The 12,833-nt window shown below is 62.4% G+C and carries 16 protein-coding genes and 1 pseudogene; 9 read left to right on the forward strand and 8 right to left on the reverse strand.

Translation table 11 applies throughout. The features are described 5' to 3' along the window. The 5 genes from FHT71_RS24030 to FHT71_RS24050 form a co-directional block, all read left to right on the forward strand. A partial coding sequence (locus FHT71_RS24030; RefSeq protein WP_246718086.1) for a methylglyoxal synthase occupies positions 1 to 372 on the forward strand: 372 nt, incomplete at its 5' end. Positions 373 to 409: 37 nt separating this feature from the next. Then, positions 410 to 1,435, forward strand: coding sequence for a glucokinase (locus tag FHT71_RS24035; RefSeq protein WP_183722344.1), 1,026 nt, complete (start codon positions 410 to 412; stop codon positions 1,433 to 1,435). Positions 1,436 to 1,531: 96 nt separating this feature from the next. Continuing rightward, positions 1,532 to 3,319 (forward strand): ABC transporter ATP-binding protein, encoded by a 1,788-nt coding sequence (locus FHT71_RS24040; protein ID WP_132589434.1) that lies wholly within the window; start codon positions 1,532 to 1,534, stop codon positions 3,317 to 3,319. 21 nt (positions 3,320 to 3,340) lie between these two features. After that, positions 3,341 to 4,165: a 4-hydroxy-tetrahydrodipicolinate reductase gene (dapB, locus tag FHT71_RS24045; RefSeq protein WP_132589436.1), complete on the forward strand. Its 825-nt coding sequence runs from the start codon at positions 3,341 to 3,343 to the stop codon at positions 4,163 to 4,165. A gap of 21 nt (positions 4,166 to 4,186) precedes the next feature. Then, on the forward strand, positions 4,187 to 4,822 hold the full coding sequence (locus FHT71_RS24050) for a 2,3-bisphosphoglycerate-dependent phosphoglycerate mutase (RefSeq protein ID WP_132589438.1): 636 nt from the start codon (positions 4,187 to 4,189) through the stop codon (positions 4,820 to 4,822). 43 nt (positions 4,823 to 4,865) lie between these two features. On the opposite strand, the gene FHT71_RS24055 is transcribed toward FHT71_RS24050, so the two are convergent. Beyond that, positions 4,866 to 5,279 carry a helix-turn-helix domain-containing protein gene (locus FHT71_RS24055; RefSeq protein ID WP_132589440.1) on the reverse strand — a complete coding sequence of 138 codons (414 nt, stop codon included), beginning with the start codon at positions 5,277 to 5,279 and terminating at the stop codon, positions 4,866 to 4,868. Positions 5,280 to 5,366: 87 nt separating this feature from the next. On the opposite strand from FHT71_RS24055, the gene FHT71_RS24060 reads away from it, so the two are divergent. Further along, complete coding sequence (locus FHT71_RS24060) at positions 5,367 to 6,203, forward strand: oxidoreductase (RefSeq protein WP_183722347.1); 837 nt, start codon at positions 5,367 to 5,369, stop codon at positions 6,201 to 6,203. Positions 6,204 to 6,233: 30 nt separating this feature from the next. Here the strand turns inward: FHT71_RS24060 and arsK are convergent, their stop codons facing one another. From arsK to FHT71_RS24090, 6 genes and pseudogenes are all read right to left on the reverse strand, one after another. After that, positions 6,234 to 7,574 carry an arsenite efflux MFS transporter ArsK gene (gene arsK / locus FHT71_RS24065; RefSeq protein ID WP_183722351.1) on the reverse strand — a complete coding sequence of 447 codons (1,341 nt, stop codon included), beginning with the start codon at positions 7,572 to 7,574 and terminating at the stop codon, positions 6,234 to 6,236. Beyond that, positions 7,571 to 8,315, reverse strand: a pseudogene (arsH, locus tag FHT71_RS24070) (arsenical resistance protein ArsH). The gene arsK and the pseudogene arsH overlap by 4 nt, the downstream one beginning before the upstream one ends. Continuing rightward, on the reverse strand, positions 8,272 to 8,694 hold the full coding sequence (gene arsC / locus FHT71_RS24075) for an arsenate reductase (glutaredoxin) (RefSeq protein WP_183722354.1): 423 nt from the start codon (positions 8,692 to 8,694) through the stop codon (positions 8,272 to 8,274). The pseudogene arsH and the gene arsC overlap by 44 nt, the downstream one beginning before the upstream one ends. Continuing rightward, positions 8,691 to 9,386, reverse strand: a complete 696-nt coding sequence (locus FHT71_RS24080; RefSeq protein WP_007798503.1) for an MIP/aquaporin family protein — start codon at positions 9,384 to 9,386, stop codon at positions 8,691 to 8,693. Before FHT71_RS24080 ends, arsC begins: the two co-directional genes overlap by 4 nt. Next, on the reverse strand, positions 9,383 to 9,916 hold the full coding sequence (locus FHT71_RS24085; protein WP_183722357.1) for an arsenate reductase ArsC: 534 nt from the start codon (positions 9,914 to 9,916) through the stop codon (positions 9,383 to 9,385). Before FHT71_RS24085 ends, FHT71_RS24080 begins: the two co-directional genes overlap by 4 nt. Beyond that, positions 9,913 to 10,269: a metalloregulator ArsR/SmtB family transcription factor gene (locus FHT71_RS24090; RefSeq protein ID WP_132589450.1), complete on the reverse strand. Its 357-nt coding sequence runs from the start codon at positions 10,267 to 10,269 to the stop codon at positions 9,913 to 9,915. Before FHT71_RS24090 ends, FHT71_RS24085 begins: the two co-directional genes overlap by 4 nt. 42 nt (positions 10,270 to 10,311) lie before the next feature. Between FHT71_RS24090 and FHT71_RS24095 the strand changes: the two genes are divergently transcribed. Continuing rightward, positions 10,312 to 10,818 carry a DUF6428 family protein gene (locus FHT71_RS24095; RefSeq protein WP_132589452.1) on the forward strand — a complete coding sequence of 169 codons (507 nt, stop codon included), beginning with the start codon at positions 10,312 to 10,314 and terminating at the stop codon, positions 10,816 to 10,818. A 93-nt stretch (positions 10,819 to 10,911) separates the two neighbouring features. Here FHT71_RS24095 and phnF read toward each other — a convergent pair whose 3' ends face one another. Next, positions 10,912 to 11,643, reverse strand: a complete 732-nt coding sequence (gene phnF / locus FHT71_RS24100; protein ID WP_183722360.1) for a phosphonate metabolism transcriptional regulator PhnF — start codon at positions 11,641 to 11,643, stop codon at positions 10,912 to 10,914. A gap of 98 nt (positions 11,644 to 11,741) precedes the next feature. Between phnF and phnG the strand changes: the two genes are divergently transcribed. Next, positions 11,742 to 12,209, forward strand: coding sequence for a phosphonate C-P lyase system protein PhnG (gene phnG / locus FHT71_RS24105; RefSeq protein ID WP_183722363.1), 468 nt, complete (start codon positions 11,742 to 11,744; stop codon positions 12,207 to 12,209). After that, complete coding sequence (phnH, locus tag FHT71_RS24110) at positions 12,209 to 12,832, forward strand: phosphonate C-P lyase system protein PhnH (protein WP_007798525.1); 624 nt, start codon at positions 12,209 to 12,211, stop codon at positions 12,830 to 12,832. The genes phnG and phnH overlap by 1 nt, the downstream gene beginning before the upstream one ends. Position 12,833: the final 1 nt, after the last annotated feature.

The following is a 12,833-nucleotide window of genomic DNA, read 5'->3' on the forward strand; positions in this document are numbered from 1 at the left end:
TCGCGCGAAAGGCCGGACAGATGTCAGCACCCGACTACGCGTACTGCCGCCCGAAACTCTTCTTGCATTCACCGGGGCGTCCACAGATGGAGAATCGTCGCCACGGGCACGACCGGCGGCCGGGTGTTGGAGGCTGCTCCTGATCTCGACGTGACCCGCTTGAAAAGCGGCCCGCTCGGCGGGGACCAGCAGATCGGCGCTCTTATTGCCACCGGCGAAGTCGATGCGTTGATCTTTTTTGTCGATCCTTTGACGCCAATGCCGCATGACGTCGATGTCAAGGCTTTGATGCGGCTTGCAATCGTCTACGATATCCCGATGGCGCTCAACGAAGCGACCGCCGACAAGCTTATTGCCACCCTTCACGCGTAAACCGGCGCTTGAATAGCGCGCACGCACGGAACCTGCCATGCCACAGCTCGATACCAGCGAAACCGCCATGCCCTTTCCGATCCTGATCGGCGACATCGGCGGCACAAATGCGCGTTTTGCGATCATCCCGGACGCTGCGGCAGAGCAGATCCATTTTCCCAATGTCCGCACCGCCGACTTCGAGACGATCGATGACGCGATCCGTAGCTGCATTCTCGAAAAGAGCAGCTTGCGGCCGCGCTCGGCAATCCTGGCGGTGGCCGGCCCGATCAGCCGGGACGAAATACCGCTGACCAATTGCGACTGGGTCGTCCGCCCGCGAACCATGATCGATGGCCTCGGCATCGAAGACGTTCTCGTCGTCAACGACTTCGAAGCGCAAGCACTGGCAATTGCCAATCTTTCTGATGACAACCGCGAGCGCCTTGGCGATGCAGCGGGTGACATGATCGCATCCCGCGTCGTTCTCGGCCCAGGCACCGGTCTCGGCGTCGGCGGGCTCGTTTACGCGCGAGGCTCCTGGATTCCCGTGCCGGGCGAGGGTGGTCACGTCGATCTCGGGCCGCGTACTGCACGCGATCTGCAGATCTTCGCGCATGTGGAGACGATCGAAGGCCGGATTTCGGCAGAGCAGATTCTTTGTGGCCGCGGCATCGTCAATCTCTACCGGGCAATCTGCACTGCGGATGGCATTGCCCCCGTCCACTCCGACCCGGCAGACATCACCTCGAACGCGCTCGCTGATTCCGACACGGTTGCCGTCGAGACGATCAGCCTGTTCTCGACCTATCTCGGCCGCGTCGCCGGCGACATGGCGATGATTTTCATGGCGCGCGGCGGTGTCTTTCTGTCCGGCGGTATCTCGCAGAAGATACTACCCGCGCTGAAGAACCCAGAATTCCGGGCTGCGTTCGAGGACAAGGCGCCGCACTCGGCGCTGCTTGCGACGATCCCGACCTATGTCGTCACGCACCCGCTTGCGGCTCTTGCAGGGCTTTCTTCCTATGCCCGCAAGCCAGAGAGCTTCGGCGTCTCGACCGACGGCCGCCGCTGGCGGGCGTAACGGCTCTGGTCAAAAGGCTGCCAACTCTTTATAGAGCCGCGCGAGCGCACGCAGTCATGAGGACATGCGTGTCCTGACACACAGGAAGACTGATTTTTGCAAGCACCGGACACCAAGCAGACGCCTGTAAACAGCGATAGCATCACCGGCATCTTGAAGCGCATCATCGCAGAAAACGGCCGTGATCATCTTTGGGGCTATGTTTTTGCCATCAGCTGCCTCGTCATCGTTGCCTTGTCGACGGCATATACCGCCTGGATCATGAAGTCGGTCATCAACGAGGCATTCGAACACCGGCGCGCGGACATTGTCTGGGTGATCTGCTTTACCATCTTCATTGCCTTCGTATTGCGCGGTTTTGCGAGCTACGGCCAGGCGGTGGTCCTTTCCAAAATCGGCAACAACATTGTGGCGCGGTACCAGCAGCGTGCCTATGCGCATCTGATGAAGCTGTCGCTCGGCTACTTCAACCAGACGCGCTCGGCCCACGTCGTTGCACAGCTCAATCAAAACATCAGCGGCATCCGCGATGTGATGAACCTGACGATCACGTCGACAGTGCGCGATCTCCTGACGTTTATCTCTCTGCTTGCCGTGATGATCATCCAGGATCCGCTGCTCAGCCTTGCGGTTTTCATTCTGGCACCACCGCTTCTTTACGCGTTGCGATACGTGTCGAAGCGGCTTCGTGTGGCAACCAAGGATGCAATCCACGTCAACAGCCATGTCGCCGGTGCGATGCAGGAAACCATCCAGGGCATCGCTATCGTCAAGGCCTTCACCATGGAGCGCCAGCTGGGGCAGAAGGTTGACAGGCTGGTGGAAAGCGCCGAACGGCGCGCAAACCGTATCGCCCGCCTGTCTGAGCGGACAGCGCCGCTGACGGAAAGCTTCGCCGGCCTGGCGGTGGCCAGCGTCCTTGCCTATGCCGCCTACGGCACGATCTATAACAATATTCCGCCAGGCGCTTTCTTCTCCTTCGTAACGGCGTTGCTGCTGGCCTATGATCCCGCGCGCCGCCTCGCACGTCTTCAGGTGCAGATGGAGCGTGCCGTCGTCAACGCCCGCATGATCTATGAATTCCTCGATACGGTGCCGCATCAGCGCGATGTGCCCGGTGCAAAGGCGCTCGTCGTTACGGAAGCCAACATAGAGTTCCGCAACGTCTCTTTCGCTTATGGTGAGGATGAAGTCCTTCGGGATGTCAGCCTTGTCGCCGACGGCGGAAAGACAACGGCGCTTGTCGGGCCATCCGGCGCCGGCAAATCGACGATCATCACGCTCATTCCGCGCTTCTACGATCCGAAGGCCGGGCAGATCCTCATCGACGGCCAGGATATTGCGCATGTGACGAAACAATCGCTACGCGAGCAGCTGGCCTATGTTTCCCAGCAGCCGTATCTCTTCGAAGGTACGATCCGCGACAACATCCGCTATGGCCGCCAAGAGGCTACCGACGAGGAAGTGGAACGCGCCGCCCGCCTTGCCTATGCGCACGACTTCATCCTGGCGCAGTCCCAAGGCTACGACACGCCGGTTGGCGAGAATGGCGTGACGCTCTCGGGCGGTCAGCGTCAACGCCTTTCGATCGCCCGTGCTCTGGTGCGCAACGCCCCGATCCTGCTCCTCGACGAAGCGACCTCGGCGCTCGACACGGAGTCGGAAGCGGCCGTTCAGAAGGCGCTCGATGAGGCCATGGTCGGCCGCACGGTGGTCGTCATTGCCCACCGCCTTTCGACCGTCGTCCGCGCCGACAAAATCGTCGTCATGCAGCAGGGCCGGATCATGGAGGAAGGCAATCACGAGAGCCTTGCGCGGCGCAGCGACGGTCTCTACGCTCGCCTCAACAATCTGCAGAGGCCAGCAGCCTCCGATGCCCGCTGACAAATAGGATGATCGACTGACATGAGCGATGCTGCGATGAAACTGGTAGTGGTTGGCGCGGCAGGGCGCATGGGGCAGACGCTCATCCGTCTCATTCACGCGCTCGACGGCGTGACACTGCATGCCGCGGTCGAACGCGCCGGCTCTCCCTTCGTCGGCAAGGACGCCGGCGAAATTGCCGGCCTTGGGACGAATGGCGTCATCATCAGTGATGATCCGCTGGCGGCCTTTCTCCACGCCGAAGGCGTTCTCGATTTCACATCCCCTGCCGGCACCGTCGAGTTCGCCGCTCTGGCCGCTCAGGCACGCATTGTCCATGTGATCGGGACAACCGGCTGCTCGGTGGAGGACGACGCGAAGATTGCGGCCGCCGCCCGTCACGCCCGGGTGGTGAAGTCGGGCAACATGGGCCTCGGCGTCAACCTGCTCAGCGTCCTTGTCGAGCAGGCCGCTCGTGCGCTCGATCCGGCCGACTGGGATATCGAAGTCCTCGAAATGCATCACAAGCGCAAGGTCGACGCGCCCTCGGGCACGGCGCTGCTTCTTGGCGAAGCGGCGGCCAAGGGCAGGGGCATCGATCTCGCGTCGAAGTCGGTGCGCGTGCGCGACGGCCACACCGGACCACGCGAGCAAGGCACGATCGGCTTTGCAACCCTGCGCGGCGGCTCGGTTGTCGGCGAGCATTCGGTGATCTTTGCCGGCGAGGGCGAAACCGTGACCATGTCGCACAGCGCCACCGATCGCTCGATCTTCGGCCGCGGCGCCGTCAAGGCAGCGCTCTGGGCGCGCGACAAGAAGCCCGGTCTCTATTCCATGCTCGACGTGCTCGGGCTTTCTTCAAAGTAATCTTTTTCGGAGGCATTTTTCATGAGCGGCACTCTCGTCCTCGTTCGCCACGGCCAGAGCGACTGGAACCTCAAGAACCTTTTCACCGGCTGGAAGGACCCTGATCTGACCGAGCTCGGCATTCAGGAAGCCAACACCGGCGGCAAGGCGCTGGTCGATTACGGCATCAAGTTCGATGTCGCCTTCACGTCCGACCTGAAGCGCGCTCAGGACACGCTGAAGATCATCCTCGACAATGTCGGCCAGCCGGACCTCAAGACGTTCAAGGATCAGGCACTCAACGAACGCGATTACGGCGATCTCTCGGGCCTCAACAAGGATGACGCCCGTGCCAAGTGGGGCGAAGAGCAGGTCCACATCTGGCGCCGCTCTTACGACGTTCCGCCTCCGGGCGGCGAAAGCCTGCGCGACACCGGCGCCCGCGTCTGGCCTTATTACCTGACGGAAATCCTGCCCTGCGTGCTGCGCGGCGAGAAGGTGCTCGTTGCCGCCCACGGCAATTCGCTGCGCTCGCTGGTGATGGTGCTCGATCGCCTGACCAAGGAACAGATCCTGGCGCTCAACCTCGCGACCGGCGTTCCCATGGTCTACAAGCTCAACGCCGATTCCACCGTCGCTTCCAAGGAAGTGCTCGGCGACATGTCCGGCGCGCATTGATATCAAAGCGCCGCGCTTCATTTGAGAGGCGCGGCGCGTTCTTCTAGCGCTCTGCCGTGTCCGTTGCCCGTGACGCCTTCGCGCGGGCGGCCTCGAAATCCGGCAGGCGATTGGCGATCCACTGCCAGAGCGTCACGACCTCCACCAGAAGCTCGCCGCCAAGCGGCGTCAGTTCGTATTCCACGCGTGGCGGCACCTGCGGGTAGAGTGTGCGCGTCACCAGCCCGTCGCTCTCGAGCGTCCGCAGTGTCTGCGTCAGCACCTTCTGGCTGATCCCCTCCACCCGTTCCAGAACGCGCGAGAAGCGTAAGGGCCCGTTGGCCTCCGCCAATATGTGCATGACCCGCAGCGGCCATTTGGCGCTGGCGCGTTCCAGCATCTCGCGAGCAAGCATGTCCTGCGCGTCCGTCAGCGTTTCGCAGAAATCGAATGTACCATCGTTTATCTTAGTTACCACTAGGTATGTATAGCTCCTGTGGGTGCCTTCTTTCAAGATGAAACCGATTTGCCTATATGGCCTTCCGACGGATCAAGGAGATTTCGGATGTCGCAGATTTGGTTGATTACCGGCAGTTCCCGTGGGCTCGGCAGGGCGCTCGCTGAAGCGGTGCTGGCGGCAGGGCACAGATTGGTCGCAACGGCGCGCGATCCGTCGCAGCTTGACGATCTCAAGCAACGCTTCGGCGCCAGCATCCTGACAACCGCCCTCGATGTAACCGATGAGCGGGCTGCCGCAGCGGCCGTGAAGGCGGCGGTCGATCGGTTTGGCCGGCTGGACGTACTCGTCAACAATGCGGGTTACGGCGATGTCGGCTCGATTGAAGATACAAGCCTAGCCGACTTCCGCGCCCAGATCGAAACCAACCTCTTCGGAACGATCATCGTCACCAAGGCGGTGCTGCCGCTGATGCGCGAGCAGGGCTCCGGTCACATCATCCAGTTTTCCTCCGTGGGCGGCCGCATCGGCCCGGCCGGTCGCGCGCCCTATGCCGCGGCCAAATGGGGCGTCGAGGGTTTCTCGGAAGTGCTCGCCCGGGAGGTCGACCCGCTTGGCGTCAAGGTGACGATCATCGAGCCCGGCGGCTTCAGGACCGATTTCGCCGGCTCGTCGACCACACTTCGGGAAGGCCGGCCGGAATACGACGACACTGTCGGCAAGATGGCGCGCTATCAGCGCGACTATACCGGCAACCAGCCGGGCGATCCGGCAAAGGCAGCCGCCGCCGTCGTCCATCTCGCCAGCCTTGCCGAACCGCCGCTGCGCTTGCTGCTTGGCAGCGATGCTGTGCGTGGCGTCGAGCAGAACGACGCCGTACGAGCCAAGGAGCAAGCGGCTTGGCGGGACCTCAGTGTCTCCACCGATTTCGAGCCCGGCGGCTGACGAACAGTCAGCGGGGAGGGCGCGTTTCTTCTAGCGCTCTGCCGCGTCCGTTACGCGAGAGGTTTTTGCGCGGGTGGCCTCGATATCCGGCAGGCGATTGGCGATCCGCTGCCGGAGCGTCACGACTTCCGCCGGAAGCTCGTCGCCAGGTAGCGTCGTAAGATGCGATCGGTAAGGCAGTTGCCCCAATCGGCCGATCGCGGCAAATGCCAGGACGGCGATAGCACCGACGACGGCGGTAATCGCGAGCGACCACGATGCGCCGATGTTCTCCATCATGAACGCGAGGATAAATGGGGCAGTCGACGAGATCATCAGGCGGATGGACAACACCTGCCCCTGTCGTCGCCCGTAGCCTTCGCTGCCAAACAGTGCGAGCGGCAAGGTTCCCTGCACGATGCTGCTCAGCCCCGAGCCAAGGCCGAAGACGACGGCAAAGACCAATGCGCCTGGTACCGACGGGGCGGTGACGATCAGAATGATCAGGGCCGCCGGCAGCAACACGGCGGAGATGAACGCGAGCGTCAGCTGCGATAGTCCGCTCCCGAAGACCATGTTGATGAAGCGGCTCAGCACCTGCGACGGCCCAAACAGTGTCCCGACTATCACCGCCATCGCTCCAAGCCCAAGTCTGGATAATACCGGAACCATGTGCACGAGGAGTGCCGCGTTGACGAAGCTCTGCAGCGCAAACCCCATGACCATCAGGATGAAGGCCGGCGTTAGCACGGATGGCGGAAGGCTCGGTTCGACGTGCTTTGCCGCTTCGTTCTTTTCCCGTTTGCGCGTTTCGCTGACGCTGCGCGACAACCATGCATGAATGGGTAGGCAAACCAGAAGATTGATAGCCGCGAAGATCAGATAGACGTCCTGCCAGGGCATGTGCGCGTTGAGCGCCGTGGTGATCGGCCAGAAAATCGTTGAAGCAAAGCCGGCGATCAGCGTCAGATAGGTGATGCTGCGCTGGGCAACCTTCGGCCTGATCTGGACGAACAAAGCAAAGGCGGCCCCATATTGCACCAGATTGGACGCCGTCTCGATCGCGATCAGTGCGGCGACGAAGGCAGCCTTGCCGGGAGCGAACGCGCAGGCGGCAAGCGCTGCGGCGGCGATCGCCGAGCCCGCGGTCATGACTCGGCCGGCGCTAAAGCGGTCAATCCAACTGCCCATCGTCGGCGCCGCCAGGCCGCCGATCAGGAGAGCTACGGACAGCGCACCAAAAATCCATTCCGACGACCAATCGAGATCCCGCGCCATGTCAGGCGCAAGGATGCTGAAGCTGTAATAGAGCGTTCCGTAGCCGATGATCTGCGTCAGACCGAGGGCGAGGATTGCCGCGACAGGGGAGCGTTCGGTGCCGGTCGTCGTCATTGGGATTTGAGGCTCACGCGCTGTTTGAGTGTTTCGGCCTCCTCCTTCCGCTCGCTGTAGCGATCGGTGAGGTAGGCAGAAGCATCGCGCGTCAGCCAGGTGAACTTCACGAGCTCCTCGCACACATCGACCACGCGGTCGTAATAGGATGACGGTTTCATGCGGCCGTCGGCGTCGAACTCCTGGAAGGCTTTGGGCACCGAGGACTGGTTGGGGATGGTGATCATCCGCATCCAGCGGCCGAGGATGCGCATCTGCCCGACCGCGTTGAAGGATTGCGAGCCGCCGGAGACCTGCATGACGGCGAGCGTCTTGCCCTGCGTCGGCCGGACCGATCCGACCGACAGCGGGATCCAGTCGATCAGCGCCTTCATGATTCCGGTCATCGCGCCATGGCGTTCGGGGCTGACCCACACCTGGCCTTCAGCCCATTCAGACAGCGCGCGCAGCTCCTGCACCTTGGGATGCGTCACCGGAGTGCCGTCGGGAAGCGGCAGGCCTTCCGGATTGAAGATCCTAACATCGCAGCCAAAGTCCTCGAGCAACTGTGCTGTCTCCTGCGCAAGCAGGAGACTGTAGGATACAGTCCTCAGCGAGCCATAGAGGATCAGGATGCGCGGCTTGTGGGTCGAGAAGGGCAGTCGCAGCGCCGCCAGATCCACTTGGCGCAGAGATGTCGGGGGATGCGGCAGGCAGATCAGACAATGCGCTTGCCCTCGGCGTCGAGCACCTGTTCACCATCCTCTTTGGTGAAGGCGCCTTTGTGGGTGTCGGGCAGAATATCCAGAACGACTTCGGACGGGCGCGCAAGCCTGCTGCCGAGCGGCGTGACGACAAACGGCCGGTTGATCAGGATCGGGTCTTTCAGCATCGCGTCGAGCAGTTGATCGTCGGTCAGGGTAGGGTTGTCGAGACCGAGCTTCGCATAGGGCGCGCCCTTGTCCCGGATCGCCTGGCGCACGGTCAATCCCGCGTCGGCGATCATTTTCACGAGCAGCGCACGCGACGGCGGGTCCTTCAGGTATTCGATGATATCGGGTTCGATACCAGCGCTGCGGATCATCGCCAGCGTGTTGCGCGACGTGCCACATTGCGGGTTGTGATAGATGGTGACGTTCATAGCGTTGCCTTTGACGATACGGTTGACGAAGCACCTGGCTGCAGGAGCCAGGTAAACAGGAGAAGAGCTACGACCGCGCCGGCGATCTCAGCAACCCAGAAGCCCGGTAAATCGACCGGGCGGATCCCGGAGAAGGTGTCGGTCAACGACCGTGCCAAAGCGACGGCGGGATTGGCGAACGAGGTCGAGGCGGTGAACCAGTAGGCAGCCGTGATGTAGAGCCCGACCAGCCAAGGCACCGCCCTCTGTTCGAACTTGATGCCGGCGAGGATCACCGCCACCAGCCCGAATGTCGCGACGCCTTCGGAGAACCACTGCGCGCCGCCGGTACGAGCCTTGCTCGACATTTCGACCAACGGCAGGCCGAACATAAGGTGAGCGGCGATTGTGCCGGCCACGCCGCCGGCGATCTGAGCCAGGATGTATCCCCCAAAGTCACGCTTCGGCAACTTGCGTGAGATCGCAAAAATCAGCGAGACCGCAGGATTGAATTGGGCTCCGGAGATCGGGCCGAGGATGGTGATCAGCACCACAAGGATCGCGCCCGTCGCCAGCGTGTTGCCTAACAATGCAAGCCCGACATCCCGGGTCAGCGATGCCGCCATGACGCCGGATCCGACCACCGTTGCGACAAGCATGGCTGTCCCAAGCCCCTCGGCAACAAGCCGTCGCGGCAGATCGAACCCAGTCATCGGCTTGCCTTGGATGGTTGTAAGGTCGCGCCTTCCATGGCACCGATCTGATGCAGGTGCGTTTCCAGCGCAAGCTTGTCGATCGAGGATAGCGGCAGGCTCAGAAAGGCCGTGATGCGATTCTTCAGGAAGCGGGCGGCTTGCGCGAAGGCGCGGCCCTTGTCGACTTCGCTGCCTTCGACGGCAGCGGGATCCTCGACGCCCCAATGGGCGGTCATCGGATGGCCGATCCAGACCGGGCAGGCCTCGCCGGCGGCGCTGTCGCAGACCGTGAAGATGAAGTCCATCTCCGGCGCGCCCGGCTCGGCGAACTCGTCCCAGCCCTTCGAGCGGAAGCCGGTCGACGGATAGCCCTGCGCTTGCAGCTCCTTCAATGCGTACGGGTTGACCTTTCCCTTCGGCTGGCTGCCGGCCGAATAAGCCTTAAACCGGCCTTTGCCTTCCGCGTTGAGGATGGATTCTGCCAAGATCGAGCGAGCGGAATTGCCCGTGCAGAGAAAGAGCACGTTGTAGACGCGGTCAACGGTCATTGTAATTTTTCCTCCATTTTAGGGGCGCAACAGGCCGCGACCTCTGCGGCGGGCGCGCAAATCTCCGGGTGTCCGGAGCAGCAGTCTTCCATCAGGAAGCGAACCAGGCCGCCGAGCGCCTCATAGTTCGCGGTGTAGATGATCGATCGCGATTCGCGTTGCTGCGCGATCAGGCCAGAGCGTTCCAGTTCCTTCAGATGGAAGGAGACGTTGGACGGCGATACATCTGCCTCTTCCGCGATCGCGCCTGCCGCCATGCCGTTTGGGCCGGCGACCACAAGCATGCGGATGATGCGCAGACGGGTTTCCTGAGACAGCGCGCCAAACGCGACGAGGGCTTGACGTTGATCCATATTTCAACAATCCTTGAATGATTGAAATGAGGAATAACGCAGATGAACGCGATCGACAATAGCAAAGTTCAGGAAGACGATATCAGCCTCGGCCTGTTGCTCGGCACACTTGCCGGTGCCAAGGATTCTCCGCTGATATTCTATTACGACGGGCGACCGGTGAAGCCTGGGTACCACGTTACCGAGGTCAAGGCCGGTCAGTTTTCGGCGCTGGACTGCGGCGCCAACCCGGAAGCATGGACGGAGATTTTCATTCAGCTCTGGGATATCGAGGAGGGCGACCGCACCCATATGCCTGCCGGCAAATTCTACGCGATCATCCGCAAGGTCACGGAGCACGTGAAGCTTGATGATTCAGCCAAACTGACCTTCGAAGTCAGCGACGGCCATCAACCGATGCGGCTCTACCGCGCCGCGATGCCAACGCTGCGCGCCGGCACTGTGCACGTCGAGCTATCGCCGCGGCCCGCAAGCTGCAAGCCGCGTGATCGCTGGCTTGCGGAACAACAGGCACAATCTACAGCGGGAACGAACGCCTGTTGCGCCTGACGCCGCAGAGCAATTTCGCATGACTGTCAGACAAGGCGCATAAATCCAATGCTGGTTTTGGAAGGCCGGGTGCTCCGGCGCGCCTGGCCTTTCTCAGTTCTCGATCGTGAATTGCACTCGATCCGCCGAAAACCGACTGATCGCATATTGCACTGGCACACCCTCTAGATCCGTGTTCATCGCCTTGGTGATCAAGACGATCGCCCCCGGCGTCAGCTCGAGTGCGGCAAGATCGGCGGCGTCGGCATGGGCGGCGGTGACCTCCGTCGTCGCGCGCACGTAGTCGGACAGGCCGAGTTCGGCAAAGGCCCGGGTGATCGATTCCGTCTTCTCGTAGGCCGCCGGCATGCCGGCAAAGCGGTCTGCGGGAAACCAGGTCGTTGCGCAGGAGACCGGCCGATGGTCTGCCTTGCGCACCGTCTCCATGCGGATCACCGGCGCGCCCGGCCGCAGTTTCAACCAGCGGGCCACCTCTTCGTCCGCTCTCTCTTCGCTATGCCCAAGCAGCAGCCCGCGCATTTCGCGCGCCTGCCCGCCGATCCCGGCCGTGAACCGGGTACGCTTGGTGATCGGAAAGTTCAGCCGTTCCTTGCGCTCGATCAGCGTGCCGCGTCCCTGCACGGCGCGCACAATGCCTTCCTGGGCAAGGGCGGCAATCGCGCTTCGCACCGTATGTCTGTTGACGCCGAACTGCAGGGCCAGCACCGTCTCCGGCGGCACCATGCCGGTCTCGTCATAGGCGCCGGCGCTGATCGCCTGGCGAATGCGATCGGCGATCTGGCGCCAGAGCGCCACGCCCGTCTGTCTTTGTACCTGCCCAGCCATCTTGCCCCTTGATGTCACACGCTTGTCACGTCGGCGATCTAAGCGTAACTATATCTTGTATAGTTGTCTATATCAATAGACATTTAAAGGATGTGGCGATGACCTTAGCGGAAAAGAATGAGCCGGCGGCAGGTAGGCGCAAGCGCGTCGTCGACCTGCTTGCGCGTGCGGAACGGCAGGAACTGCTCGAGGCGTGGGACAAGCTGGCGGAAAAGCCTGCGGTCCAGCCGGTGCGCGGACCGGAAACGGGCCTCGTCATGGTCCGCGGCCGCATGGGCGGCGGTGGTGCACCTTTCAATCTCGGTGAGGTGACGGTGACGCGTGCCACCGTGCGCCTTGCATCCGACACTGTTGGCCACGCACAGGCACTCGGCACAGATCGCGAGAAGGCACGGCTTTCCGCCGTTTTCGACGCGCTCTGGCAGCAGCCGGCCACCCAGCACTTCGTCGAGCAGACACTTCTCGCGCCGATCGCAGCGCGCGTGGCCGCGGCCGAGGGCCGCAGGGCCGACGAGACGGCCGCGACCCGTGTCGATTTCTTCACCATGGTTCGCGGAGACGACTGATGAGCCTCAAGACGGAAGCCCCAAAGAATGATGCGTTGGCCGGCGGCTTTGCTGAGCCGGTCTTCCACGCACAGAGCGTCTTCAAGCTGATGATGGATGCGATGGCGCGTCCGGGCCTGATCCAGACGGTCGCTCCCCGCGCCGCGCCTCCGGCGCCGCTCGGCGTTGCGGCTGGCGCAATCGCGCTGACCCTCTGCGATCACGACACCCCGGTCTGGCTGTCTGCCGGGCTCGCAAGGTCCGCCGTGCCGCAATGGCTCGGCTTCCACACCGGCGCGCCGGTCACATCAGAGAAGGCCGAAGCGCGCTTTGCCTTCGTCGAAGCCGGTGTGACGCTGTCCTCCTTCGGGCTCTTTGCCGCCGGCACGCAGGAATATCCCGACCGCTCCACGACCCTTGTCATCGAACTGGCGGATCTCGAAAGCGGCAGAAGGCTGGCGTTGATGGGACCGGGCATCAAGACGGTGACCGATATCGCGCCCATCGGTCTGCCCGATACCTTCCTGCGGCTCTGGACGGAGAACCGCGCACTGTTCCCGCGCGGCATCGATATCGTGCTGACCTCCGGCAGCCGGTTCCTCTGCCTGCCGCGCACCACCAAGATCACCGCAACGGAGATGTGAC

The organism is Rhizobium sp. BK060, assembly GCF_014193145.1.
In the GTDB taxonomy this organism is placed as follows: Bacteria; Pseudomonadota; Alphaproteobacteria; order Rhizobiales; family Rhizobiaceae; genus Rhizobium.

What these genes read in the sequence shown, in the direction of transcription:
- FHT71_RS24035 (WP_183722344.1), top strand. Translation starts at nt 410, where the DNA reads ATGCCACAGCTCGATACCAGCGAAACCGCCATGCCCTTTCCGATCCTG.
- dapB (WP_132589436.1), top strand. Translation starts at nt 3,341, where the DNA reads ATGAGCGATGCTGCGATGAAACTGGTAGTGGTTGGCGCGGCAGGGCGC.
- FHT71_RS24050 (WP_132589438.1), top strand. Translation starts at nt 4,187, where the DNA reads ATGAGCGGCACTCTCGTCCTCGTTCGCCACGGCCAGAGCGACTGGAAC.
- FHT71_RS24060 (WP_183722347.1), top strand. Translation starts at nt 5,367, where the DNA reads ATGTCGCAGATTTGGTTGATTACCGGCAGTTCCCGTGGGCTCGGCAGG.
- arsK (WP_183722351.1), bottom strand. Translation starts at nt 7,574, where the DNA reads ATGACGACGACCGGCACCGAACGCTCCCCTGTCGCGGCAATCCTCGCC.
- arsC (WP_183722354.1), bottom strand. Translation starts at nt 8,694, where the DNA reads ATGAACGTCACCATCTATCACAACCCGCAATGTGGCACGTCGCGCAAC.
- FHT71_RS24080 (WP_007798503.1), bottom strand. Translation starts at nt 9,386, where the DNA reads ATGACTGGGTTCGATCTGCCGCGACGGCTTGTTGCCGAGGGGCTTGGG.
- FHT71_RS24085 (WP_183722357.1), bottom strand. Translation starts at nt 9,916, where the DNA reads ATGACCGTTGACCGCGTCTACAACGTGCTCTTTCTCTGCACGGGCAAT.
- FHT71_RS24090 (WP_132589450.1), bottom strand. Translation starts at nt 10,269, where the DNA reads ATGGATCAACGTCAAGCCCTCGTCGCGTTTGGCGCGCTGTCTCAGGAA.
- FHT71_RS24095 (WP_132589452.1), top strand. Translation starts at nt 10,312, where the DNA reads ATGAACGCGATCGACAATAGCAAAGTTCAGGAAGACGATATCAGCCTC.
- phnF (WP_183722360.1), bottom strand. Translation starts at nt 11,643, where the DNA reads ATGGCTGGGCAGGTACAAAGACAGACGGGCGTGGCGCTCTGGCGCCAG.
- phnG (WP_183722363.1), top strand. Translation starts at nt 11,742, where the DNA reads ATGACCTTAGCGGAAAAGAATGAGCCGGCGGCAGGTAGGCGCAAGCGC.
- phnH (WP_007798525.1), top strand. Translation starts at nt 12,209, where the DNA reads ATGAGCCTCAAGACGGAAGCCCCAAAGAATGATGCGTTGGCCGGCGGC.